The sequence below is a fragment of the Bounagaea algeriensis genome, assembly GCF_054491375.1.
This window is the reverse complement of sequence record NZ_CM137102.1, coordinates 80,304-104,900: the sequence shown is the minus strand read 5'-3', so window position 1 is coordinate 104,900 and position 24,597 is coordinate 80,304. Positions and strand designations below refer to the sequence as shown.

Genomic DNA, 24,597 nt, shown 5'->3' with positions numbered 1-24,597 from the left:
CCGAGACGTCTGCTCTCGTCGCGGACTGCCCACCTGGCGCGGGGTGCAAACATCACCGGTCACGGGACGCCCGGCTGCTGGGCACGGGTGCGGCGGTGTGCACGGTGCCCAGCTCCCGCGGGGGCACGTGACCGTGCGCGCCCGCTCACAGCAGCAGTGGCGGGGAGGCGAGCACGGAGGTGCGCGAGCCCGCCCCGCCCTCATCCCCTCCGGGGCATCGGGTGATCAGGCGCTGCGCTCGGAGCTGCTGTACTGGATGCGGCGCTGCTGTTCGCGGTAGCCGTAGGCGGCCCGGCGCACGGCGCGGTCGGATTCCAGGCTCGAGCCCAGCGCGCCGGCGACGGCGCCCATGGTGGTGAACCCCCAGGCCAGGTTGAGGTAGGTGCTGAGCTGGCCCGGGGTTTGCAGGGTGGAACGCAGCACCGCCTCCGGCACGAGGAAGGACGCCATGCCGAGGTTGAGCAGGAACAACCCCAGGTACAGGCCGGCCACGCCGATCGACAGCGTGATCGCGGTCGAGCTGTTGTACAGCAGGCGCAGCGTGCCCGCGCCCGTGCTGCGCCGGCTTTCCCAGAGCCCGTGCACGGCGATGAGCCAGAACACCAGCAGGCCGACGGAGAACAGCACGGCCAGGACCTGCCGCGCTGCGGGCAGGCTGTCGGCCAGTTGCCAGATCGTGCTGGAGGAGAGCCCGAACGCGCTGGTGGCGATGGCAGCGACCAGCGCTCGGCGCAGCCCGAAGACCAAGCGCCACGGGCGGTTGGTGCGCACCATGCCGGACAGCAGCCGCAACCATCCGCTCGCCCGGTTGGCGGTGTAGAGCACTCCCTCCTCGCCGTCGCTGCTCGTGCGGTGCACCGGCGCCAGCGCGTTGGTGAGCCAGCTGTAGAGCCGGTGGTTGCTCGAGGCGGCGGTCGCCCGTTCACCGCCGTGCTGGAACTCCTCGAGCAGTTGGATCAGCATCTGCCGCATCCGGCGGTAGGGCTGCACCCCGCCCAGGGCCGGCAGCGACACCAGGGCCACGCTGCGGGAAGGGTAGACGCTCGCGATCAGCGGGCGGTGGTGCAACAGCACGGGCAGGTCCGTCAGGCAGACCGCGTAGACCCACTCGCGTTCCGCGCGGTAGCTCTCCATGCTCCGCAGCAACGTCTCGCGGTCGGTCATGCCCGCGGTCAGCGGTTCGGAGACGACTTCGATCGTCCACTCGCCACCGACGTTCTCGTCGAGCCAGTCCGTCAGCTTCGCGGCGAGGTGGGACCCGACCATCGTGGGCATGTCCGGCTCGGCGAGGATGCCGAGGACCTGCGCACCACCACCTTCGCGCGCTTGCACCTTCTCGTCATCGCGCTGGACGTCTTGTAGCACACGAGCCCCCATCAGAGTACGAACGTGCGTGATATCGCGCTCGAGCAGTACCCACCGCGCGGCAGCACCGGCAACTCGGCGAGGCGGTGGCCTCCCGCGACGCCACCGGCCGAACCGAGGTCCATCGTGATGTGCCAGCACAACAGCCGACCTGACAGGCGAAAAGCCCGTCAGGCACGGTGGCCGGTTCGTGCTTGACGGACTCGAAGGAGCGAGGCTCCTGCTGGTCGGCCCAACCGCAGGGCTGCTCTGAGCAAGCTGTTGGTCGAACTTGGCTCGCTTCCCAGAATGACTCAACCTGGCGGGTTTGTCATCGCAGCGACCCGTGGGGTGATCCTGCGGCAGCGGCGTCCTCCGCGCCCGCCGGTCGAGCACTGCTCTCCGCGGTGAGACCCGGACGTGTCGTGCTGCCCGTTGCAGCGCATGATGGATGTGTCCACGACGAACGCGGCCGTTGCGGTGCATCGTGGACGCGTTGTCCACGGCGAGACCGCCCGCGCTCGGTTGGGGAAGCATGAGCGGACCGCAGGAGCACGAGCCCCGCGACCACGGCGAGGGGACGGAACACCCGCCCTCGCAGGGCGAGATCCGCCAGCTGCTCTCTTCGCTGCCGGAGAGCATGAGCGAGTACGCGATCTTCTCGTTGGATGCGGGCGGGCGCATCCGGACCTGGAGCGCCGGTGCCGAGCGGATCCAGGGCTACCGGCCCGAGGAGATCATCGGCACGCACTTCTCGGTGTTCTACCCGCAGGAGCAGGCCGCTTCCGGCTACCCGGACCGGGAACTGGAGCGGGCCGCCGAGATCGGCTTCTACATCGACGAGGGCTGGCGCCTGCGCAAGAACGGCGAGCGTTTCCGGGCCCAGGTGGTCATCACGGCGCAGCGGACCCCGGACGGGGCGCTGAGCGGTTTCATCAAGGTGACGCGGGACCTGACCGAAGCCCGCGAGCGGGAACGGCGATCGCGCCGGCAGTTCACCGACCTGTTCTACCTCGCGCCGGTGGGCATCTGCGTGCTCGACGACTCCGAGCGGGTGCTGGACGCCAACGAGGCGATGTGCGAGCTGCTGGCGTGCCGGCTGCCCGACCTCCACGGCACGACCGCCACCGACCTGCTGCACCCCCGGGATCCAGGCGGAAAGCTCCTGCCCACGAGCCCGGACGAGCCGGAGTTCTCGGGGCGTGCACGCACGCCGCTGCGGATCTTGACCCGCTCGGACGGGCAACCGGTGGAGTGCGACGTGCACAGCACGCCGTCGACGCAGCAGGACGGGCTCCGCCTCTGGCTGGTCGCGTTCCAAGACGTCAGCGAGCGGGCCCGCCACAGCGAGGAGCTGCACCACCAGGCCACCCACGACGACCTGACGGGACTGCTCAACCGCACGGGCCTCAACGAGCTGCTCGAGCAGTTGCGCGCGAACCCCGCAGGGCAACCCGCCGTGCTGTATTGCGACATCGACAACTTCAAGCGGGTCAACGACTCGCTGGGCCACGACGCGGGTGACGAGCTGCTGGTGGCACTGGCTCGGCGCCTGCGCAGGAGGCTGCCGGAGCAGTGCGCGGCGGCTCGGCTCTCCGGCGACGAATTCCTGCTCGTCTGCCCGGACGTCGACGCCGTCGACGGCCTGCGCGCCTTCGCCACGTGGGCCGCGGAACTCCTGCACACGACGCTGCCGATGCGTGGTGAGGTGGTCCGCGTGTCGGCCTCCGTCGGGGCCACGCCGTTCGACCCCACCAGCATGGCCGCCGACGACCTGCTGCGCATCGCCGACACGGCGATGCTCAACGCCAAATCGGGCGGATCCGGGCGCATTTCCCTGGCAGATCCGAACCAGGTCACCACGCTCAGCGGGCAAGTACGCCTGGAAGAGGAGCTGCGCCAGGCAATCGACCACGACGGCCTGGCCCTGCACTACCAGCCGCTGGTGGACCGGGACGGCTCCGTGGTGATGGCCGAGGCGCTGCTGCGCTGGCCCCATGCCGAGCGGGGTCAGCTGGCTCCGGACGTCATCATGCCCGTGGCCGAGCAGGGCGACCTGCTGCGCGCCCTGGACCTCTGGGTGCTGCGCACGGCGACGCGTGAGGCTGCGGACTGGCCGCGCTCGCACGGCAGCCCCGTGGCCATCGGTGTGAACCTCGCCGGGCTGCTGCCCGACGACCCGTCCTTCGCCGCGGAGATCAGCACCGTCGTCACCGACAACGGCCTCGACTGGCACCGCCTCGTGCTGGAGGTGCTGGAGACCGTTCTGATCGACCTGCCCGCGCAGTCGCGGGAGGCCATGGCCGAGCTCGCCGGGAACGGACTGCGGTTCGCCATGGACGACTTCGGCACCGGCTACTCCTCGCTGGCCCGCCTGGACGAGATCCCCACGCAGATCATCAAGCTCGACTACCGGTTCGTCTCCCGGCTGGACAACGCCGCCGATTACGCCATCGCGCGGGCCGTGGTGGACATGGCCCACGCCATGGGGCGTGCCTGCGTCGCCGAGGGGGTGGAGACCCCCACCCAGTTCCGGCTGCTCGACGAACTCGGAGTGGACGTCTTCCAGGGTTTCCTGTTCTCCCGGCCGCTGGCGCCCGATGACTTCCGCGCCCTGCTGAACCGCGGGCCGCTCTCAGCGCACCCGTAGTTCGGGGTGTGCGCCCGAGCTGGAACTCCGCGCTCCCCCGGCCTCGGGGGCAGCGCCGCCGGCGGCTGGTAGGGCCTCCTGCAGGTTGCTGTCCAGCAGGTCCTCGTCGAGCCCGGCGACGTGCAGGGCGCGCAGGACCTCGTGACCGGTGGCCACGACGCGCAGGGTGATGTTCTGCTCGGCCGCGCTCAGGCGGGACTGCTCGAGCAGCTGCAGCCCGGCCACTCCGAGGAACTCGACCGCGGAGAGGTCGACCACGATCCGGTGCAGCGCGGTCAGCAGCCGCGGGGCCAGGGCCTCCTCCAGCCGGACCACGGTGTGCTCGTCGATCTCACCGGCCAACCGCAGCAGCACGGTGGTGTCATTCGGGCGGGTCGCGGTGATCCTCAGCAGCGAACCCAGCTCCTCGGGTTCGATGCTCCGGGGAGGGCGGTCGTTGTCAGCATCGTCCGGAAACGGAGGTACCGCACTGCTCATCCGGAACGCCTCCTCTCGCATCCCCTGCCGGCGAGACAGCAGCGCCGATCACGGCCACCTGACCCCGCGCAGGGCAGGTCACCTCTCCCGCCACGGAGAGCGCGGTGCCCGGGCGTCGGGTCGGAACGGACCACTGGCCTCGTCGGCAGGAGGCTCGTTGCTCCCTCGGCTGACTGCTCAACCACCTCCAGCGTATGCAGCGGACGCAAACTGCGACTCGGTCGCCGTCGGTCAGCACGCGACGAGCAGTACCACCAACTGCAGGAGCTGGCTCGTCGGCGCCACCTGCCCATGTCCACCATGGCCCGCTCCTGGATCCTCGAACGCCTCGATCAAGAACGCCGCGCCAGCTGACATCAACCGGCAAGCTCGCTGGTTGCAAGCTGCCTGGTTGCCCGGGAACAACGCGGGAGCAGGCCTCGGCTGCAGCGCCGATCACCTCCCGAGCACCGGTTTCGCCGTCCGACTGCCCGCGAACGGGCCCGCGAGGCGTTGCTCCACGACCGGGACAAAGTCCTACTAGCGCCGGGGAGCGGCGAGCACGGTCCCGGTCACCTCACCGAGCCCCACGACGGACCCGTCCGGCCCGGGCCCGCTGCCGGTGAGCGTCACCCGGTCGCCGTCCTGCAGGAACGTGCGCTGCTCGCCGTCGTCGAGCGTGACCGGTTCGGCACCGCCCCAGGTGAGTTCGAGCAGGCACCCGCGCTGGTCCCGCTCCGGCCCGGACACGGTTCCCGAGGCGTAGAGGTCGCCCGGCCGCACCGACGCCCCGTTGACCGTCAGGTGCGCCAGCTGCTGGGCCGGCGACCAGGACATGTGCGCGAACCGGGGCTGGGCGACGGGGGTTTCGTTGCACCGCACCGCCAAGCGCAGGTCGAGCCCCCACGGCTCGTCCTCGACCAGGTACTCCTGCAGCGGGTGCTCCGGTTTCGGCACCTCCACCCGGGCCTGTTCGAACGCCTCGAGCGGGGTGATCCACCCGGACACGGACGTGGCGAACGACTTCGACAGCATCGGCCCGAGCGGTTGCGACTCCCAGGCCTGGATGTCCCGCGCCGACCAGTCGTTGACCAGGACCACGCCGAAGACGTGCTCCGGCAGCTCGGCGGGGCGCAGCTGGCTGGCCGCTTCACCGCCGCAGACGAACCCGACCTCGCACTCGAAATCGAGCCGGCGCGTCGGGCCGAACGCCGGCTGCATGTCCCCGGAGGCGCGGCGCTGCCCGCACGGGCGGGGGATGTCCGTGCCCGACACGCACACCGTCCCGGCACGCCCGTGGTAGGCCACGGGCAGGTGCGTCCAGTTGTCCGTCAGCGGCGGCGCCGTGCGGCGCAGGATCCGCCCGACGTTCTCCGCGTGGTGCCGGGACGAGTAGAAGTCGACGTAATCACCGACGGTGAACGGGCGCACCAGGGTGTGCCAGTCGGCGCGGATCAGCTCCGCACCCCGCGGCGCCCGCTCCGCCGTGACGATCTCGGTCAGCCGCTCGCGCAGCTCCCGCCACCGCTCGCGGCCCGCGGCCAGCAGCGGGTCGAGCGAGTCCCCGCCGATGAGGTCGGCGAGGCGCTCGGAGAACTGCTCGGCGATGCCGCGCAGGGGCAGCGCGTGCCGCCCCACCCGCACCGCGACGACCGGTCCACTACCGGTCACCAGCACCCCGTAGGGCAGGGTTTGCGGCCCGAAGGGCTTGTCCGCGGCGAACTCGGGATCGTCGATCCAGCTCACAGCAGTTCCAACCTTTCCAGGTCGGTTACCGGATCACTCGGTGAGACAGCACCGCAGGAGGCGAACACGTCCCGCACCGCGCGCACCGCTTGCTCGGACAGGGACCGAACTTCCTCGGCGAGTGCCGCACCGTCCGTGTTCCCCAACGCCGCCCGCACGTCCCTGCCGGACAGCGAGCGGGCGGTGGCCACCAGGAGGTTGAGGAAGCCGTGGTACACGGTTCCGGTCTCCTCGTCGGCACCGCGCACCGCGGCGTGCATGCCCGTGGTCGTTTTGAACGGTACGTCCAGACCGCTGGCCACCGCGAGGAACTCGGCCACGACGTCCACCGATGGCACCGATTCGGGGGTGTGCCCGGCGCACCGGAGCTTCGGCCAGCAGCCGTGCTCGGCCACTCTGCGCACCCCTTCGAGCCACTCGGCGCCGCCGCGGCGCGGCTCCACGACGCGCACGACGTCCTCGGGCACGAATTCGGAGACGCGTTCCAACCACTGGTCGTCGACGTCGGACGGGGCGGGCATCTCCACCATGCGCAAGTCCAGCAGCTCCTGTCTCCCCTCGATGATGGACAGGGCCTTGGGTACCCCGCCGAGCCCGCTGTCGCACACCAGCGACAGGGGGACGGGGCTGCTGGGCTTGATCTTGGCCAGTTCGGTGATCAGTTCGGGCAGTCTGGACGCGGGGCAGAGCAGCGGCCCCAACACGCCGGCGAACTCCCCACCGCGCACGTCGAGGTGTGCGGACACGGCCTGCGGCGCGGAGGCGGTGTCGCTGGAGAACAGCGACGCGTCGTCGACCAGACGGGCGAACAGGGGCGGGATGCCGCGCGGACCTGGCGCGCGTAGCTCAACAGCGCTTGACACGGCAGACACGCTAATGCCGCGGCAAAGAGTGAACGAAGTTGCCCGATACACGGACGTCTGCGTCATTCGAATCGGCAGGAAACGGGCATGATGCCGCGCCTGCCGGGCACGCAGCGTGGCCGATCCCGGCACGTGAACACTTCGCGAATCTTCCGGGGCCCACCCGCTCGCCTCCTTTGCGCTCTCTCCCCAATGAGTTAGGGTTGCCTAAGTCGGAGGTGAGCAGAGCAGTGGGCAACATGACGACATCAACATCCCGCCGTCCCGCTACCCCGAGCCCGGCGGAACGAGCGCGCACCATCGCCAAACGCATCGGACGCGCCGAACTGCTGTCCTGCGGCGTGGAACCCGAACGCAGCACCCCGCTGCTGCACCACGTGCACGCGGACGGCACCGCCACGGTGCTGCTCGACGACGAGCACGAGTTCGTCGACCTCGCCCGGCGCTCCCCCAGGCGGGAGGTCGGCGCGGTACTCGAGATCACCGACTCGGCGCCCGTGCCCATGCGCGAACCCGTGCGCGGGCTGCTGTGGCTCACCGGGTGGGTCCGGCTGCTCGAGCACGAAGCCGCCGCGCGCGACGCCGTGCTCGCAGTCGCCGAGGAACGCCCGGACTCGCGGCTGCTCGACGTGGGACACGGCGCGTCCGTGCTGCGCGTCGAATCGGCCTCGCTCGTCCTCGCCGACGCCGAGCACAGCGGCGCCATCGACCCCTCGGGGTTCCGCGCCGCCGAGCCCGACCCGTTCTGCCTGCTGGAGAACGGCTGGCTGCAACACCTGGAAGTCGCCCACCGCGACGTCGTCGGACTGCTCACCCGGCATCTGCCGGAAGAGCTGCGCGGCGGTCACCTGCGGCCACTGGGCATCGACCGCTACGGCATCCGCCTGCGCGTGGAGTCACCCGACGGGGACCACGACGTGCGGCTGGCCTTCTCCCGGCCCGCGGCCACCACCGAACACCTCAACCACGAGCTGCGCCGTCTCGTCGGCTGCCCCTTCCTCGCCACCCAGCGGCGCGGGTGAGCGGACCGAACCGCGGCCCCCCCAGCGGCACCCGCGGCCGACCCCAGCAGCACCCGCGGCCACCCCCAGCGGCACCAGCAGCACCCGCGGCCGGCCTCCAGCGGCACCCGCAGCCGACCCCCAGCGGCACCCGCGGCGTGCGGGGCTGTCCAGAGGGGGCTGCCCATCGCGCAAGCCTTTCACGGCAGGAGCTTTCCCATGGCGGGATCTTTCCCAGCCACCACTCTGGATTCGTTCCAGACAGCACAATTTTCATGAAAATTGTGGCCCATCCCCACACGAACGGGCGACAAGTTGTCCACAACAACCCCCGTGTCGGGCTTGCTCAGGACGACACGGTGCACGGCCGTGCGGTGAACTCGACGTCCCGCTGAGCTTGAGATCCCGGCGGACCGCACGGCCGGGGCGCCCGGGCAGCTCCGGGTGCGGGCGCGCTGCACCTCGGCCGATACGGTTCCGGCCGTGAGCCTGCGCGCCTGGGTGGTCCCGCCCCGCCCCGCACAACCGGAGACGGTCACCGACCGGACCGGGCGCCGCGCGATCCTCGCCGAGCTGCTGCTCGTCCTCACGATCACGCTCGGGCTGTCCGCGGCGCAGAGCCTGCTGTCCCTGGTGGACTCACTGCTGCGCCCGGAGCCGCTGTCCGACCAGCAGGTCGCCCTCAACGCCCCCGGGGCGCGGGCCGATCTGCTGGACCTCGCGCACCAGCTGCTCGGCGTGCTGCGCCTGCTGGCATGGGGCGCCCTCGGCGTGTTCCTGCTGTGGCGCAGCGGACTCGGTCCGCGCCGCATCGGACTGGACCGCACGCGTCCGCTGGCCGACGGCGCGGGCGGAGCCGGATTGGCGGCGCTGATCGGCGTGCCCGGGCTCGTGCTCTACCTCGCCGCGCACGCCGCCGGTCTCGCACTGACCGTGCAGCCGTCCACGCTCGACGACACGTGGTGGCGCGTACCGGTGCTCGTGGCCTCGGCGCTCGGCAACTCCTTCGCCGAGGAAGCGCTCGTCGTCGGCTACCTGCTCACGCGACTGCGGCAGCTCGGCCGCTCGGAGAACGCGGCGCTGTGGATCTCCGCCGCGCTGCGCGGGTGCTACCACCTGTACCAGGGCTTCGGCGGGTTCGTCGGGAACGTCGTCATGGGACTCGTCTACGGGCGGGTCTGGCAGCGCACGAACCGGCTGTGGCCGCTGGTCATCGGTCACGCCCTCATCGACGTGGTCGCCTTCACCGGTTACGCCCTGCTGCGCGACCACGTCGGTTGGCTGCCGTAGGCCGCGCTGTCGAGCACCCCGGCTCGGCGCTGAGCTCCGCCTCGGGGTTGAACGTTTCTCGAGAAAAGTCGCCGACGTTTCTCGAGAAATGTCCAAACCCCTGCGAGTACCGGACCCGGTGCGCGCCAGGCCTACTAAGCTGGAGCAGCGTGACGCGCGCACAGGTGGACAGCGAAGTCGAACCGCTGCGGACGGTGCTGCTGCACCGCCCGGGGCCGGAGCTGAAGCGGCTCACGCCGCACAACAGCGACCAGTTGCTCTTCGACGCCATCCCCTGGGTCGAACGCGCCCGCGAGGAGCACGACGCGTTCGCGGAACTGCTGCGGCAGCGCGGAGTGGAAGTGCTGCTGCTGCGCGACCTGCTCGAGGAAACGCTGCAGGACGAGCGCGCCCGCACCGCGGCGGTGCGGGCGGCGGTGCGCGAGCGGGAACTGGGTGCGCACGTGGCCGACGCGCTGCGCTCGCACCTGTCCAGCGCGGACGAAGCAGGACTGGCCGAGGTGCTCACCGCCGGGATGACCTTCGAAGAACTCCCCGCCGGTGAGGGATGCTCGCTGGTGCGGCGGATGCGGCACCCGCACGACTTCGCCGTCGAACCGCTGCCGAACCTGCTGTTCACCCGGGACTCCTCGGCCTGGCTCGGTCCGCGCGTGGCGATCGCCTCGCTGGCGATGCCCGCGCGGCGGCGCGAGTCCGCGCTGACCGACCTGATCTACGCCTACCACCCGCGGTTCACGCACGCGCCCCGCGCCTACGGCGCCCACTCGGCACCGGTGGAGGGCGGGGACATCGTGCTGCTCGCCCCGGGAGTGGTGGCGATCGGCGTGGGCGAACGCACCACCCCGGCGGGCGCGGAGTCCCTGGCGCGGTCGCTGTTCGCCGACGGGCTGGCGCGGACCGTGCTCGTGGTGCCGATCGAACAGGCGCGCGCATCGATGCACCTGGACACGCTGTGCACGATGGTCGACCGGGACGCGGTGGTGATGTATCCGGCGGTGCAGGACTCGCTGCGCGCCTACGTGCTGCGACCCGCGGGCGACGACGTGCGCATCAGCGGTCCGGCGCCGTTCCTGGACAGCGCGGCCGAGGCGATGGGAGTCGAGCGGTTGCGGGTCATCGACACGGGTCTGGACCCGGTCACGGCCGAGCGCGAGCAGTGGGAGGACGGCAACAACACGCTGGCACTGACCCCCGGAGTGGTCGTGGCGTACGAGCGGAACGTGGAGACCAACGCCCGCCTCGAGGAGGCGGGGTTCGAAGTGCTCCGCATCCGGGGTTCCGAGCTCGGAACGGGCCGGGGCGGACCGCGGTGCATGTCCTGCCCGGTGCTGCGGCAGTGACCGCGGCCGCGCCGCGCGTTCCGAGGTTCACACGGCGCCGCCGGCCGCCGCCGGTGCCGTCGGGTCCGCTCCGCCGTCGCCGAGCTGCTCGCGGGCCAGGAAGGTCTCCACGTCGAACATGTTGCCGCGCGAGCGGTCCACCACGTTGAGCAGCGTGGACATCTGCGAGACTTCCTCGACCTGCTCCTTGAGGAACCACTGCATGAACTGCTCGCCGATGTAGTCGCCCTCGGAGCGCGCAGCCTTGGCCAGGGCCTCGATCTCCCGGGTGACCTCTTGCTCTTGCTCCAACGCGAGAGCGACGAGTTCGCGCGGTTCGCCGAATTCGTTGCGCACCGCTTCGACCCCCGGGATGTTCGGGGATATCCCCCGATCCAGGAGGAACTGGACGATCATCATGGCGTGGTTGCGCTCTTCCAGCGACTGCTTGTAGAAGTGCTGCGCCAACCGCGGCATGTCCTCGTTGTCGAACCAGGTCGCCACGGCGATGTACTGCTGCGACGACGTGAACTCGTTTTTGACTTGCTCTTGCAGCAGCTGCCGGAACTGCGATTCCTGCTGCTGGAACTTCTCTGCTGTGGTCATGCCGCCAGCCTACTCTGGAACAAATCAAGATACATCCAAGGCAAGCCTCACGTAACTTTGGTTCGCCTTTCCTCAGCACCTCAATTGTGGCGCAGATCCCCAGAAATATTCCGGATCGCCGGGATCAGGCGAGCTCCTTCTCCAACCGGCGCCGCATGGTGGTCAACGCCTTGCTCGACTGGCTCTTCACCGTGCCGCAGCTGACGCCGAGCACCTCGGCGATCTCCCCTTCGGACAGCTCGTCGAAGTACCGCAGCACGAGCACCGCGCGCTGGCGCGCGGGTAACGCCCGCAACGCCTGCCGCACCGGTTCGTCCTCCCACCGGTCCCGTTCGGCGCGCGCGGGAACCTCCGGGCACTCGGCGAACAACGTCTCCCGGCGTTCGCGGCGCCGCCGGGAGATGTGCGCGTTGACCATCGCCCGGCGGACGTACGCGCCCAGGTCGACGCCGCCGCGGATCCGCGTCCACCGCGCGCCGACCTTCTCCAGCACCGCCTGCACCAGATCCGCCGCGTCGTTCGGGTCCCCCGTCAGCGCGTGACCGTAGCGGAGCAGCCCGGGCATGCAGGCCCGGACGAACTCCGCGAACTCGTCATCCCCCATGCTCCCCTGCCGTTCCCGCCCCGGAGGTCACCGGAGGCTCGACGGAATGTCCCGGCATCCGCGACCGAAGAGCAGGAGTCATCGCCGCCGCTCCCCTCGGCCGGGTGTCGACGGAACAAGCCGGTTCACCGCATCAGGTTGCCCTCGACGACGGTTGAACGCTCGGCGGGACGGGAACGCGGAGCTCAGCGCGCGGAACCCAGCGCTCGGAACCCAGCGCATCGCGGTCTGCCACCTCGCGGATGCGGACGCGGGTGCTCCCCAGCGCGCTGCCCCACCTGACCAGGGGGTTTGTACATTTCTCGAGAAATGTCCGCGACTTTTCTCGAGAAATGTACGCCCCCCGTCAGGGTGAGGTGCTTGCGAAGCGGCCGTCGGTGTGCGCAACGGTCCGAGCGACCGCACTGCTCAGGAGGCGACGCGCTCGGCGGGCTCGGCGGGCTCGGTGGGTGCGGCGGGCTCGGCGGGCTCGGCGGGCTCGGCGGGTGCGGTGCGCTCGGCGGGTTCGGCTGGTGCGGCTTGGCGCAGGTGGTCGCGGGTCCGCGCGGGCGCGTTCGTGGCGAGGTAGCGCACCCCCGCCTGGCGGCACAGCGCGATGTCGCTCGGCTCGTCCACGGTCCAGCAGTAGGTGCCGTGCCCGTGCTGGGCAGCGCGGCTGACGAACGCGGGGTCGGAACGGACGACGTCGGCGCTCGGCCCGGCGTGGTCGACCCACGGCGGCAGGATCCCGGAGCGCCAGCGCCGCGCGTTGTCGAACAGCAGCACCGTCGGCACGGCGGGGGCGAGCCTGCGGAAGCGGCGCACCGCGGCGGGGGAGAACGACATCATCGCCGCCGAGGGAGCGTTCTCGCCGGGGGTGAGCATGCCGTGGCGGTGCAGTTCGCCCGCCAGGATCCGCTCGACGAGGCCGCCGTAGCGGACGGGGTGCTTGGTTTCGACGAACAGGCGCACCGGCCGGGCGAAGTCGCGGATCATCCCGAGCAGTTCGGGCAGGGTCAGCACGCCGCGCTCCGGTTCCAGCGGTTCGCGCAGCAGCCAGTCCGCCGAGGCGGGCCAGCGGCGCTGCCAGCTGCTGAAGTCCCACCCGGACATCGCGGGCACTGTCAGGCTGCTCACCACACCGCGTCCGCTGGACGTGCGGTCCACCCGGCGGTCGTGGACGAGGACGAGCTGGCCGTCCCGGCTCACGCGGACATCGCACTCGACGGCGTCGGCGCCCTGCCGCATGGCCAGTTCATAGGCGCCGCGGGTGTGCTCGGCGCGGTCGGCCGAGGCCCCACGGTGCGCGACGACTTCGGGAGACGACTGCGACACACCCTCAGTGTGCTGACACTGCGTGAGCAGTGTCCCCCGAGTGTGACCTATGCGGCTACGGTGTCACCGAGGTGAGTTATGCGGGCGTGCACGCCGCGGAGGCAGTTCGGCACCGCGCACCGCGACGACCCGGTCGCGCCGCAGCTCCGTCGGGTCGACCGGCGCGAGCAGCCGCCGCAGGTAGCGCACCACCCGGGCCGAGAGCACGGCCACCGCTGCGGCCACCGCGGCGATCCACGCGTGCAGCACCACACCGTCGGCCTGCGCCTGCACACCGTCGCGGAACGCCCAGGCGAACCCGGTCCAGCCGAGCACCAGGCTCACCACCCAGCACACCCACCACACCCGGACCAGCGGCGAGGGCGCAGGCCGTGCGCACGAGCGGCGGTCCCCGGTGCCGATCAGCGCGGTGTGCTCCAGCTCGGCCAGCGCAGCACCGGGCACGAGCAGGTTCCACCCGGGCACGAGCGTGCCCAGCACGACCGCCCAATCCGAGCGGGCGTTGCGCACCCCGGCCCTGCCAGCCGCCGCGGCTCGGGCGCGCACCAACCACACCAGCGCATGTCCCGCGCCGATCACGGCCGTGAGCGGCAGCAACGTTCCGCTCAGCACCACGAGCGCGTCCGATGCGGCCACCGCCCACCAGGACAACGTGCCCGACCGGCTCATCAGCAGCAGCACGTAGCGCCACAGCTCGGCGCCCGCGGCGAGCAGCGCCACGACGGCGGTGCACCACAGCCACAGCGCGGTCGGCCGCGTGATCGCGGCCATGCGGACGCCCGCGTCCGCGTGCGAGTCCGCGGGCACGGCACGCGGCCGCCGCCACGCCACCCGCGGGAAGCCCCAGCGGGGCGGTGCCGCGTACGCGGGCGGGCCGGTGTAGCGGCGCGGGGCGCGCCGCACCGGCCGGGAAGGCGTACCGCCCGGCGGTGTGGCGACCCACCGCACCGGTGGGCGCTGCGGCCCGGTGCTCACAGCACGTGCGGTTCCGCGTCCGGGTCGTCGGCGACCACGCTGCGCCCGCTCGCGGCCCAGCCGTTCATCCCGCGTTCCACGTTGACCGCGTCCCAGCCGTTGGCGTTCAGGTACGCGGTGACCTTGGACGAGCGGCCGCCGGAACGGCAGACGACGTAGAGCTGGTCGGCCTCGGGCACCTCGTCGAGCCGCTGCGGGATCTCGGCCATGGGGATGTGCACCGCCTCGGGGGCGTGACCCGCGGTCCACTCCTCGTGCTCGCGAACGTCCAGCAGAGCACTGCCTTCCGGGAGCTGCGCGGGCATGTCCTCCGGCTGCACACCGGGAATCTGACCAGGCACTGGAGTAGTCACGTCCCGATGCTGCCACGCGGGCCCGGCCGCGCGCCGCCGGGTCGGCGACGCGGACCGGGCCCGCGCTCGGTCGAGCAGCCGCTCAGTGCTCGGCCGTGGCCTTCTCGGCCCCGGCTCCGGTCAGCGACCGCACCTCCATCTCCGCGTACTTGTCCGCGTCGAAGGAGTCCTTGCTCAGCACCGTGCCGAGGTAGCCGAGCAGGAACGACAGCGGGATGGACACCAGCCCCGGGTTGGACAGCGGGAACCAGGAGAAGTCCACGCCCGGGAACATCGCGTCCTCCGAACCGGACACCGCCGGCGAGAAGACGATCAACCCGACGGTGCTGATGAGACCACCGTAGATGCTGCACAGCGCGCCGGTGGTGTTGAACCGCTTCCAGAACAGCGAGTACAGCAGCGTCGGCAGGTTCGCCGAAGCGGCCACCGCGAATGCCAGCGCCACGAGGAAGGCCACGTTCTGCCCGTTCGCCGCGATGCCGCCGAGCACGGACACCAGCCCGATCACCACGGCGGTGATCCGGGCGACCTTGACCTGCTTGACGCTGTCCTCCTCGCCGCGCTTGATCACGTTGGTGTAGATGTCGTGCGCGAACGAGGCGGAGGCGGTGATGGTCAAACCGGCCACCACGGCCAGGATGGTGGCGAAGGCGACCGCGGAGATGAACCCGAGCAGCAGCGGGCCGCCGATCACGAAGGCCAGCAGCGGCGCCGCCGCGTTCTCCCCGCCCGGCGCGTTCTCGATGGCCTCCGGCCCCACCAGGGCCGCCGCGCCGTAACCGAGCACGAGCGTGAACAGGTAGAACAGGCCGATCAGCCAAATGGCCCAGACGACCGAGCGGCGCGCCTCCTTCGCGGTCGGCACGGTGTAGAAACGCATGAGCACGTGCGGCAGGCCGGCCGTGCCCAGCACCAGGGCCACCCCCAGCGAGATGAAGTCCAGCCGGCTCATCTGCGATTCGCCGTACTGCGCACCGGGGTTGAGCAGCGCTTCGCCACCAGCGCCCGCGGAGTCCACAGCGGACCCCAGCAGACCCGAGAGGTTGAAGCCGAACATGGCCATCACCCACACGGACATGACGCCGGTGCCGGCGATGAGCAGCGCGGCCTTGACGATCTGCACCCACGTGGTGCCGCGCATCCCGCCGATGAGCACGTACACGATCATGACCATGCCGACGACCGCGATGACCAGCGACTGCCCGGTGCTGCTGCTGATGCCGAGCAGCAGCGCGACGAGTCCGCCCGCGCCGGCCATCTGCGCCAGCAGGTAGAAGAAGGTCACGGCCAACGTGGACAGTGACGCCGCGGTCCGCACGGGCCGTTCCCGCATGCGGAAGCTGAGCACGTCGGCCATCGTGTAGCGGCCGGTGTTCCGCAGCAGTTCGGCCACCAGCAGCAGGGCCACGAGCCAGGCGACGAGGAAGCCGATCGAGTAGAGGAACCCGTCGTAACCGTAGAGGGCGATGGCGCCCGCGATCCCGAGGAACGAGGCGGCCGACAGGTAGTCGCCGGAGATGGCGATGCCGTTCTGCGCGCCCGAGAAGGCGCGTCCGGCGGCGTAGTAGTCGGTCGCGCTGCGCGTGTTGCGGCTGACGCGGAACACGATCACGAGCGTGGCCACCACGAACAGCGCGAAAACCGCGATGTTGAGCCACCGGTTGTCGGCGGTGGGGTTCTGCGCGAGCGGGGAGAGTTCGAGTGCGGGCCGAATCACCGGTTGCCTCCTTCCACCTCGCTGCGGATGCGCTCGGCGGCCGGGTCCAGCCGTCGGTTGGCGAAACGCACGTACAGCGTGGTGATCACGAAGGTCGACACGAACTGCAGCAGGCCCAGCACCAGGCCGACGTTGATGTTGCCGACCAGCTTGATGCTCATGAAGCCGTGCGCGTAGTCGGCGAGCAGCACGTAGATCAAGTACCACGCCAGGAACAGCGCGGACACCGGGAAGACGAAGCGACGCAATCGCCGCCGGAGGTCCGCGAATTCGGGACCGGCTTGCACTTCCGCCCAGGTTCCGGGAGCAATTCCCGACCCGGGGTCGTGCTCGTCAGTCGTGCTCACTGTGCTCCTTCCAGGTGAGTAGGTCCCCCGCCGGAAACCGCCGCCGATGACGCACATCGGCCGGTCCGACCTGCGCACGCTACGGAGGACTCCCGGAATTGTGAAGGGATGCGGAAAGACCGGAGGCTAACGATCGAGTGACGCGAAAGGACTTGCCGCACGTTTCCCGGAGCGAACGTTCCGCCGTTCGGCGGTAGACATCGGAAATTCACCGAGCAGCGGGGCGATCGCCCGCCGGCGGCCTAATCGCGGTGGTGCCGCCCGCCGCGGTAAGCCCGCCCATCGTGCCGCGGCTCCGCCTCCCGCTCGTGGAAACCCAACCGGTCCGGCGCGTGCAGCCGCAGCATCACCCGGCCCACGCGCGGCGGCACCCGACCGCGCGTGGCGCGACTGACCACCCAGGTCACCGCGAACGCCAGCGGAACGGTCACCAGCGCGGGCTGGGCGAGCAGCGCCGACCACCAGACCTCGCCGCCGAGACCGGTGAGCACGTTCGCCACCAGCGACACCAGTACCAGCACCCCGCCCGTCACCACGCCGCTGAGCGCGCCGGCCGCGGTCAACCCGCGCCACCACACCCCCAGCACCAGCACCGGCCCGAACGTCGAAGCGGCCAGCGCGAACGCCATGCCCACGCTGCGCACCAGGTCCTGCCCGCCCACCGACAACGCCACCAGCGCCGCCGCCAGGCACGCCACCACCGCCATCGAGCGCACGTCCCGGAAGCGCTCCGGCACCACGTCCACCGCCAACACCCCGGCCAGGCTCACCACCAGACCGATCGACGTGGACAGGAACGCCGCGAACGCGCCGGCACCCACCACCGCCGCCAACGCGCCGCCCGCCCAGTTGTCCAGCATCGACTGCGGCAGCAGCAGCACCGCCGCATCGGTCCGGCCGGTGACGAGCAGCTGCGGCACGTACAACCGGGACAGCAGCCCGAACACCGTCGGGAACAGGTAGAACGCCGCCAGCAGCGCCAACACGTACAGCGCGGTGCGCCGCGCCGCCTGCCCGTGCGGGTTCGCGTAGAAACGCGCCAGCACGTGCGGCAGCCCCATCGTCCCGAAGAACGTGGCCACCAGCAGCGAATACGTCTCCACCAGCTCGCCCGCGCCACCGCTGAACGGCCGCAGCCAGTCCGCGTTGGTCGCTTCCGCGCCGAGGACGACCGGTGCCGGACTGCCCGCCGGGAACCGCAACTCGCTGCCCGCGCTGATCGCGTGCTCGCCCGGTTGCAGGTGCACGGTGCTCACCTGCCCGCCGGTGCGCTGCTCCAACCGCGCCGGAGCGGTGACGCGCACGTGCACATCGGTGTCCACCGACACCGTCGTCGCGTGCTCGAACACGGGCGGCGCCGGCGCGTCCAACTCCTGCGGCACGTCCGCCCGCGCGCTCAGGAACACCACGAACAGGGCGAACGCGGGCAGGGTGATGGCGAACAGCTTCACCCAGTACTGGAAGGCCTGCACCACGGTGATCGCCCGCATGCCGCCGGTGAGCACGCTGGTCAGCACGACCGCGACGACGGCGGCCAGCGCGGTGGCGAACGGTAGCCCCGTCACCGCTGCCAGCGTCGACCCCGCCCCCTGCAGCTGCGGAACGAGGTACATCAGACCGGCGAGCACGACGAACACGGTGCACACCCGCCGCAACCGCGGCGAGTCCAACCGTGCCTCGGCGAAGTCCGGCAGCGTGTACGCGCCGGAACGCCGCATCGGCGCGGCCACGAACAGCACCAGCGCCAGGTAGCCAGCGGCGAAACCGATCGGGTACCACAGCGCGTCCGCGCCCTCCTTGACCACCAGCCCCGCCACGCCGAGGAAGGAGGCCGCGGAGAGGAACTCGCCCGAGATCGCAGCGGCGTTGCGCTCGGCCGGCACGAGGCGGCGAGCCGCGGCCGGATCCGTGGTCATCCGGGCCGAACGCACCGCCCACAGGCCGATCGCCAGGGTCGCGCCGGCGATGGCCACCATGCCCGTCAGCGACCACGGATCAGGCGGCACTACCGCTCCACCATGCGCACGAACTCCCGCTCGTGGCGTTCGGCCAACCGCGTCGCCCCGAAGCCGACCAGCAGCAGGAACGGGTAGACCAGCACCCCCAGCAGCAGCCACGGCAGCGGCACGCCGAACACGTCCGCGCGCGCGAACGCGGGAAACGCCCACAGCAGCAGCGGCAAGGACAGCAGCACGAGCGCGAGCGCTCCTGCAGCCGCGAGCACCGTGCGCGCCTGCACGCGGACGAGGTGGCGCACCAGCACCTCACCGACGCTGGTCTGCTCCTCCAGCTCCACCATGGTGCGCGCGACCTGCCTGGTCCGCCGCCGGTCGGCCAGCACCACGCGCTTGCGGCGGGGCCGGGCAGGTTCGGCGGACCGGCCGCGCAGCTGGACGACCTGCCGGCTCATGCGCTCGCGGGCCATCACGTCGCCCTACCCCCAGCCCTGGCGCGGAGCCCGCACCAACCGGTCCTTCAGTTCCCGCGTGTGCCTGCGGCTGACCGGCAACTCCTCCTCGGGGTCGCCGAGCACCACCGAATACCCCGAGGAGGACATGCGCAGCTCGGTCACCTGCGCCAGGGACACCAGGTACGAGCGGTGGATCCGCAGGAACCCGGCGTCGCCCCACCGCTCCTCCAGCTGCGCCAGGGGGATGCGCACCAGGTGCGAACCGTCCGCGGTGTGCAGGCGGGCGTAGTCGCCCTGGGCTTCGACCCAGCGCACCGATCGACGCGGCACGAGCTTCGTGGTGCCGCCGAGCTCGACGGGGATGACCTCGTCGTCCTCGCCGGCGGCGGAGGAGGGCAGCGTCTGCTGCCCAGGCCCCTGCTGCCCGGGCCCCTGTTGCCCAGGTGCCTGTTGCCCGGGTCCCTGCTGCCCGGGCCCCTGCTGCCGGGTCGGCTGCTGTCCGGCCTGCTGCTGACCGGACTCGATCGCCGTGTTCACCCGCGCGTTGCGCTCCACCGCCCGCAGCGCCCGGTCCACGCGCTCGGTGTCGGCGGGTTTCATGATGTAGTCGATCGCGCCGACCTCGAAGGCTTCCAGCGCGTTCTCCTCGTGGCCGGTGATGAACACCAGCGCCGGCGGGCGGCGGAACGCGGAGAGCACGCGCGCGAGTTCCATGCCGCTGAGGCCGGGCATGGACACGTCGGCGAAGACCACGTCGACGGGGGGTAAGTCCTCGGTAGCCCGCCGCACGAGCTCGGGATCGTCGCCGCGCAGCACGCGCAGCGCCTCCGCGGCGTCGAACACGCTGATCACGCGTCCCACGCGCGGGTTCGATTCCAGCAGGTACTTCGTTTCGTCGAGCCCGGCCACCTCGTCGTCCACAGCGAGGACGACGAGCCCGGAAGCGTGCTCTCGGGTACTCACTGCACTGCCACACCCTGCCGCGCCGACGGCGCACTGTCCACGGTTTCCACCCAGCGCACGCACGGCGTGATCCACGACATGCGCTGAACGTTCAAAGTACGTGCTCACGCAACGCACAGAACATCGGGGCGGCACCGAGCGTCACCACCGCCGGAGCACGTCCGGCAACTGTGCCCGGAACACGACCGTCCCCGCGGGGGCGACCTGCCGGTATCACCTGATGTTCGCAACCGGCTCACAGGCCGAAACGCGACCACAGCGACCGGTGCTCCAACGCCTCCACTGTGGACATGACGGGGTCCGATCCGCCGCCGAACACCGAGCTGAGCCCGGTGGAGGCCGGCGAAGCCACCCCCAGTCGCGCCAGCAGCGGTTTGCGCGGTTCGACGGAGACCAGGTGCGCGTCCGGGAACTTCTCGCGCACGACCGAACGCATCGTGCCCAAGCCGTCGAGCAGGCCGAGGTCGACGGCCTTGCGCCCGGTGTAGACCTCGCCGCTGAACAGCTCATCGTCCTCGGTGAGCCGGTCCCCGCGGCGCGTGGTGACCCACTCGCGGAACTGCTGGTGCAGTTCGCCCTGCATGCCGGTGAGCCATGCGACGTCGTCCTCCTTCTCCGGGCGGAACGGGTCGAGACGCACCTTGTTCTCGCCGACCGCGTGCACGCGGCGTTCCACACCGATCCGGTCCAGCAGGCCGTTCAGCCCGAACCCGGCGGTCACCACGCCCACCGAGCCGACCATCGAGGTGCCGTGCGCGTAGATCTCGTCCCCCGCGCAGGCCAGCCAGTACCCGCCGGAGGCGGCCACGTCCTCGCAGAACACCAGCACGGGCACCTTCTTCTCCGCCGCGAGGTCGCGGATGCGCTCGGCGATCAGGGCCGACTGGGTCGGCGAACCACCGGGCGAGTTGATCGCCAGGGCCACCGCCTGCAGCCGCTCGTGCGCGAACGCCCGCGACAGCGCGCTTTCCACGTTCTGCATCGAGATCGTGGGGCGGCTGACCGGCGAGGGCGTCGAGGTGATCACGCCGTGCAGCCGGACGGCGGAGACCACCGGTCCGCGCTCGGCCCGTTCGCCCAACCTGCCCGGCAGCTTGCCCGGCAGGCCGGTGAGCACGTCGGAGAACTTCTGCGGAGTCTTATCGCTCATGTTCCGCACGCTACCGAGCCGCGCCGACTCTTCCCACCGGCCACGCCAGGTGCTGTGGACAGCTCGCAGGCCTGTGGATCAACGCTGCACATCTTCGCCGGAACGGGTGATCGCGAGTTCGCCGTCGGAATCATCGCGGCCATCGCGGTGATCGCGCTCGTGCCGCGCAGCACCGCTGGCGGGCTGCTGCTCGGCGGGCGCCCCCTCCTCGGCGGGCCGTTCCTCCCCGGAGGGATCCCCGTCCTCGGCGGAGGACTCCTCGGCGGGCTGCTCCTCCTCGGCGGAACCCCCGCCCTCGGCGGGCTGCTCCTCGGCGACCGGCCCGGAGGCCGCCCGCACTCCCGGGGCGAACTTCGGCACCCGCATCACGACCTTCATCCCCGCGCCCTGCTCGGTTTCCACCACGAGCGCGTAGTCGTTGCCGAACGTGGCCCGCATGCGGTTGTTGATGTTGCCCAACCCCACGTGCGCACCGGTCATGTGCGCATCGGCCAGCTCGGCGTCGAGCCGCTCCGGATCCATGCCCACGCCGTCGTCGTCGACGCTGATCAGCGCCTCCGCACCGTTGTCCTCGGCGACCAGCGTGACCGTCCCGCCGCCGGGCTTGTCCGCCAGGCCGTGCCGCACCGCGTTCTCCACCAGCGGTTGCAGCGCCAGGAACGGCACGACCACGGGCAGCACCTCGGGCGCGATCTTGAGCTGGACCTTGAGCCTGTCCGGACCGAACCGGGCCCGCTCCAGCGTGAGGTACCGGTCGATGTTGCGGATCTCGTCGGCCAGCGTGGTGTAGAGCCCGGTGGTGCGGAACGAGTACCGCGTGAAGTCGGCGAACTCCTGCAGCAGGTCCCGCGCGTGGTCGGGGTCGGTGCGGATCAGCGAGCTGATCGTGTTCAGCGCGTTGTAGATGAAGTGCGGGGAGATCTGCGCCCGCAGCGCGCGCACCTCGGCCCGGGCGAGCTGGCGCCGCGACTCCTGCAACTCGGCCAGCTCCAGCTGCGTGGCCACGTGGTGGGCGACCTCCTCGCTCGCCCGCAGCAGCCGCTTGCGGTCGCCGTCGGCGATGATCACCAGCGCACCGCGGGTCTCGCCTTCGACGTCCAGCGGCACGACGATCGCGTGCCGCATCGGGCAGGACCGCTGCTCGCACGAGACGTCGGAGTGCTCGGCGTACTCGCGCTTGCCCGTGCGCAGCACCTGTTCGATCGTGCCGCGCAGGTCCTCGTAGTGGTGGTTGGCGCCGCCGTCCCAGCTGAGCAGCCGGCCCTCGGCGTCGACGATGCCGACGGCGCCGCAGGAGAGCAGTTCCCGCAGGTGCGGGGCGGTCTTGTCCGCCGACTCCTGGCCCAGGCCGTCCCGCAGGTGCGGGGCGGCGTTGGTGACGCGGTGCAGCGCGGCGAGGGTGGCGTCTTGCACGGAAGTGCTCACCCGGCGGGCGCGGCACAGCAGCACGAACATCCCGAGCACTGCCAGCGCGGCGAACGTCGTGAGCACCGTGCGCTCCGTCAACAGCTCCGGCACGGGGTTCACTATTTCCGATGGCCACCGGCCGGGGCAAGGCGATCACGTCGGGTGCACTTCGTGCGTCGATGAGCGGTGCTCCACTTCTGCTGAGCAGAACACCTGCGGCCGAACCCGCGGTCTGCTCCAGCAGCCGCGAGCACCTGGTAGGACCCCGTTGGGTTGTTTTGCGGGCGGCCTTCTGCGACGGAACCTCCTGCACGGCTCTCGCTCCGGGTGCTCGACGCTGCCGCGTCGAGATGGAGAACGCACCAGCACCGCTGCTACGGGCAGACACCAGCGACATAACAAAGCACTGGAAGAACAATTACCTACTACTCGACGGGTTGCAGTTCGCCGTTCATGTCGGGCTCGGAGTACAGCTCGATGTGCCGGGCCACCTGCGCTGCCTCCTGGCGCACGTTGATGGGCCCGCGCACGGAACCGGTCCACTTCTCCGGCGGGTGCTCGTCGGCGTCGCCCGGGGTGCTCGCGGTCAGCTGCCAGGGCCGACGCAGGACCCAGCGCACCGGGAAGAACAGCACCACCACGGCCAGCGCCAGGAGGAGCCACACCGGCACGACGACGCCTTCGGGCGTCCACAGCACGAACAGCACCACGAGGAACAGCAGCGCCCCGCCCATGAGGATCGGCGGCATCGAGCCGCCGTTGATGTCGTGCTCGAACTCGTCGGGCGCCAGTGGGTTGGTCCATTCGAGATGAGCCTCGATGGACCACTCCCGGCCATCGGATCCCCGTACGACCCGGTTCATCCTCGCCTCCTGCCAGGCGGTCCGCACACCCGTGCACGTTGATCAAGCGCGCGGACACCGTACCTCGCACGGCCCCCTCGCCGAGAGGGAAGCGCGGCCGAACCACCCCCATCGTTGGAGCGAACGGGAGCGGGCGCACCGGGCGCACCGGCCCGAGGGACCCCCGTCGGAGCCCGTACGAGGGTGCGTTAAGCTGGGGACACCGGCGAACGAGGCCGGGTCGAAACAAGAGAACACGCGGATGTAGCGCAGCGGTAGCGCATCAGCTTGCCAAGCTGAGGGTCGCGGGTTCGAATCCCGTCATCCGCTCTGCCCGAAGCCCCGGTTCCGTCGAACCGGGGCTTCGTCGTGCGCCGGCCGCCTTCGCTGGCTCTCCCCCTGCCGTGCCCTCGCCCGGAAGATGTGCGCACCGGCTTCGCGGGCTACGTTGCCGCCATGGACATGAAGCGGACGTTCTTCGACGGCCTGGACCTCTTCAGCGATGCGGTGCGCGCCGTGCCCCCGGACGCCTGGAACAACCCCACCCCCTGCGCCGACTGGGACGCGCGCCGGCTCGTGGGGCACCTGGTGAGCGTGCTGGAACTGGCGCACGCCACCGTCCGCGGCGATGAGGCCCCGCCCGGGTCCACGGCCCCGTCCGAGCTGGGCGCCGACCCGGCCGCGGAGTGGCCGCGCACGGCTGCGCGCACCCGCGCGGAAGTGGAGCGGGCCGATCTGGACGCGGTGCGGACGACCATGTTCGGGGAGGTTCCGCTGCGGCAGGCGCTGGGATTTCCCACGGTCGACCTGTACCTGCACACCTGGGACCTCGGCCGCGCCCACGGGCGCCGGGTCGCCCTGCCCGAGCACGTGCTGACGTGGGCGGAGCAGTTCCTGCGGCAGGTACCGGCGGAGACGTTGCGCTCACCGGGCACGTTCGGACCGGAGCAACCGGCTCCGGAGGGGGCGGAGGCGACCGAGCGGTTGATGGCGTTCCTCGGCCGCACGCCCTGAGCAGCGGCGACCTGAAGCCGGGGCCGAAGCTCCCCGGGCCGAAGCTCCCCGGGCCGAAGTTTCCCGGTGCGGACGTTCACCGGGTCCGGAGTTCCCGGGAGGGGGCAGCTGATCCTCCGGTGCTGCGCCGTAGCGGGCGATGAACGCGGCCACGCGCGCGGACGACTGCGCCGCGGATGTGCGCGGCCGCTGCAGGGACCACCACGCCGCCGCCAACCCCGCGACG

The 24,597-nt window shown here is 71.1% G+C and carries 22 protein-coding genes and 1 tRNA gene; 6 read left to right on the top strand and 17 right to left on the bottom strand.

Annotation, left to right across the window (positions count from 1 at the left end; all coding sequences use genetic code 11):
- Positions 1 to 225: 225 nt before the first annotated feature.
- Positions 226 to 1,377, bottom strand: coding sequence for a hypothetical protein (locus ACVGV2_RS00460; protein WP_459164075.1), 1,152 nt, complete (start codon positions 1,375 to 1,377; stop codon positions 226 to 228).
- A 502-nt stretch (positions 1,378 to 1,879) separates the two neighbouring features.
- Here ACVGV2_RS00460 and ACVGV2_RS00455 point away from each other — a divergent pair.
- On the top strand, positions 1,880 to 3,994 hold the full coding sequence (locus ACVGV2_RS00455) for a putative bifunctional diguanylate cyclase/phosphodiesterase (protein WP_459164074.1): 2,115 nt from the start codon (positions 1,880 to 1,882) through the stop codon (positions 3,992 to 3,994).
- On the opposite strand, the gene ACVGV2_RS00450 is transcribed toward ACVGV2_RS00455, so the two are convergent.
- The 3 genes from ACVGV2_RS00450 to ACVGV2_RS00440 form a co-directional block, all read right to left on the bottom strand.
- The gene (locus ACVGV2_RS00450) at positions 3,980 to 4,471 is read right to left on the bottom strand and encodes an STAS domain-containing protein (RefSeq protein ID WP_459164073.1); all 492 of its coding nucleotides are present in this window, start codon (positions 4,469 to 4,471) and stop codon (positions 3,980 to 3,982) included. The genes ACVGV2_RS00455 and ACVGV2_RS00450 overlap by 15 nt on opposite strands.
- Before the next feature lie 519 nt (positions 4,472 to 4,990).
- Positions 4,991 to 6,196: a fumarylacetoacetate hydrolase family protein gene (locus ACVGV2_RS00445; protein ID WP_459164072.1), complete on the bottom strand. Its 1,206-nt coding sequence runs from the start codon at positions 6,194 to 6,196 to the stop codon at positions 4,991 to 4,993.
- Positions 6,193 to 7,059, bottom strand: a complete 867-nt coding sequence (locus ACVGV2_RS00440; protein ID WP_459164071.1) for a hypothetical protein — start codon at positions 7,057 to 7,059, stop codon at positions 6,193 to 6,195. Before ACVGV2_RS00440 ends, ACVGV2_RS00445 begins: the two co-directional genes overlap by 4 nt.
- Before the next feature lie 239 nt (positions 7,060 to 7,298).
- On the opposite strand from ACVGV2_RS00440, the gene ACVGV2_RS00435 reads away from it, so the two are divergent.
- The 3 genes from ACVGV2_RS00435 (at position 7,299) to ACVGV2_RS00425 (ending at position 10,690) form a co-directional block, all read left to right on the top strand.
- Positions 7,299 to 8,081 carry a DUF2470 domain-containing protein gene (locus ACVGV2_RS00435; RefSeq protein WP_459166083.1) on the top strand — a complete coding sequence of 261 codons (783 nt, stop codon included), beginning with the start codon at positions 7,299 to 7,301 and terminating at the stop codon, positions 8,079 to 8,081.
- Between the two features lie 468 nt (positions 8,082 to 8,549).
- A complete protein-coding gene (locus tag ACVGV2_RS00430; RefSeq protein WP_459166082.1) occupies positions 8,550 to 9,350 on the top strand; it encodes a CPBP family intramembrane glutamic endopeptidase in 801 nt (266 codons plus the stop codon).
- A 164-nt stretch (positions 9,351 to 9,514) separates the two neighbouring features.
- Complete coding sequence (locus ACVGV2_RS00425; RefSeq protein ID WP_459166081.1) at positions 9,515 to 10,690, top strand: arginine deiminase; 1,176 nt, start codon at positions 9,515 to 9,517, stop codon at positions 10,688 to 10,690.
- 27 nt (positions 10,691 to 10,717) lie between these two features.
- Here ACVGV2_RS00425 and ACVGV2_RS00420 read toward each other — a convergent pair whose 3' ends face one another.
- The 13 genes from ACVGV2_RS00420 to ACVGV2_RS00360 form a co-directional block, all read right to left on the bottom strand.
- Positions 10,718 to 11,275: a ferritin gene (locus tag ACVGV2_RS00420; RefSeq protein ID WP_459164070.1), complete on the bottom strand. Its 558-nt coding sequence runs from the start codon at positions 11,273 to 11,275 to the stop codon at positions 10,718 to 10,720.
- 124 nt (positions 11,276 to 11,399) lie between these two features.
- Positions 11,400 to 11,879 carry a SigE family RNA polymerase sigma factor gene (locus tag ACVGV2_RS00415; protein ID WP_459164069.1) on the bottom strand — a complete coding sequence of 160 codons (480 nt, stop codon included), beginning with the start codon at positions 11,877 to 11,879 and terminating at the stop codon, positions 11,400 to 11,402.
- Between the two features lie 408 nt (positions 11,880 to 12,287).
- On the bottom strand, positions 12,288 to 13,193 hold the full coding sequence (locus ACVGV2_RS00410) for a glycerophosphodiester phosphodiesterase family protein (RefSeq protein ID WP_459164068.1): 906 nt from the start codon (positions 13,191 to 13,193) through the stop codon (positions 12,288 to 12,290).
- A gap of 63 nt (positions 13,194 to 13,256) precedes the next feature.
- On the bottom strand, positions 13,257 to 14,168 hold the full coding sequence (locus ACVGV2_RS00405; RefSeq protein WP_459164067.1) for a DUF4328 domain-containing protein: 912 nt from the start codon (positions 14,166 to 14,168) through the stop codon (positions 13,257 to 13,259).
- Positions 14,165 to 14,488: a rhodanese-like domain-containing protein gene (locus ACVGV2_RS00400; protein ID WP_459166080.1), complete on the bottom strand. Its 324-nt coding sequence runs from the start codon at positions 14,486 to 14,488 to the stop codon at positions 14,165 to 14,167. Before ACVGV2_RS00400 ends, ACVGV2_RS00405 begins: the two co-directional genes overlap by 4 nt.
- A 115-nt stretch (positions 14,489 to 14,603) precedes the next feature.
- Positions 14,604 to 16,238 (bottom strand): solute symporter family protein, encoded by a 1,635-nt coding sequence (locus ACVGV2_RS00395; protein WP_459164066.1) that lies wholly within the window; start codon positions 16,236 to 16,238, stop codon positions 14,604 to 14,606.
- Positions 16,235 to 16,585 (bottom strand): DUF485 domain-containing protein, encoded by a 351-nt coding sequence (locus ACVGV2_RS00390; protein WP_459164065.1) that lies wholly within the window; start codon positions 16,583 to 16,585, stop codon positions 16,235 to 16,237. Before ACVGV2_RS00390 ends, ACVGV2_RS00395 begins: the two co-directional genes overlap by 4 nt.
- Positions 16,586 to 16,827: 242 nt before the next feature.
- Complete coding sequence (locus ACVGV2_RS00385) at positions 16,828 to 18,591, bottom strand: sodium/solute symporter (RefSeq protein WP_459164064.1); 1,764 nt, start codon at positions 18,589 to 18,591, stop codon at positions 16,828 to 16,830.
- Positions 18,591 to 19,010: a hypothetical protein gene (locus ACVGV2_RS00380; RefSeq protein ID WP_459164063.1), complete on the bottom strand. Its 420-nt coding sequence runs from the start codon at positions 19,008 to 19,010 to the stop codon at positions 18,591 to 18,593. Before ACVGV2_RS00380 ends, ACVGV2_RS00385 begins: the two co-directional genes overlap by 1 nt.
- 9 nt (positions 19,011 to 19,019) lie before the next feature.
- The gene (locus ACVGV2_RS00375) at positions 19,020 to 19,958 is read right to left on the bottom strand and encodes a LytR/AlgR family response regulator transcription factor (protein ID WP_459164062.1); all 939 of its coding nucleotides are present in this window, start codon (positions 19,956 to 19,958) and stop codon (positions 19,020 to 19,022) included.
- Between the two features lie 235 nt (positions 19,959 to 20,193).
- Positions 20,194 to 21,108, bottom strand: a complete 915-nt coding sequence (locus ACVGV2_RS00370) for a S49 family peptidase (protein ID WP_459164061.1) — start codon at positions 21,106 to 21,108, stop codon at positions 20,194 to 20,196.
- 78 nt (positions 21,109 to 21,186) lie between these two features.
- Complete coding sequence (locus ACVGV2_RS00365) at positions 21,187 to 22,626, bottom strand: histidine kinase (protein WP_459164060.1); 1,440 nt, start codon at positions 22,624 to 22,626, stop codon at positions 21,187 to 21,189.
- Between the two features lie 314 nt (positions 22,627 to 22,940).
- Entirely contained in the window at positions 22,941 to 23,378 is a 438-nt protein-coding gene (locus tag ACVGV2_RS00360) for a DUF983 domain-containing protein (RefSeq protein WP_459164059.1), read from the bottom strand.
- Positions 23,379 to 23,615: 237 nt separating this feature from the next.
- On the opposite strand from ACVGV2_RS00360, the gene ACVGV2_RS00355 reads away from it, so the two are divergent.
- Both ACVGV2_RS00355 and ACVGV2_RS00350 read left to right on the top strand, forming a co-directional pair.
- Positions 23,616 to 23,687 (top strand) — tRNA-Gly (locus ACVGV2_RS00355).
- A gap of 126 nt (positions 23,688 to 23,813) precedes the next feature.
- Positions 23,814 to 24,371, top strand: a complete 558-nt coding sequence (locus tag ACVGV2_RS00350) for a TIGR03086 family metal-binding protein (RefSeq protein WP_459164058.1) — start codon at positions 23,814 to 23,816, stop codon at positions 24,369 to 24,371.
- The last annotated feature ends 226 nt before the right edge of the window (positions 24,372 to 24,597 follow it).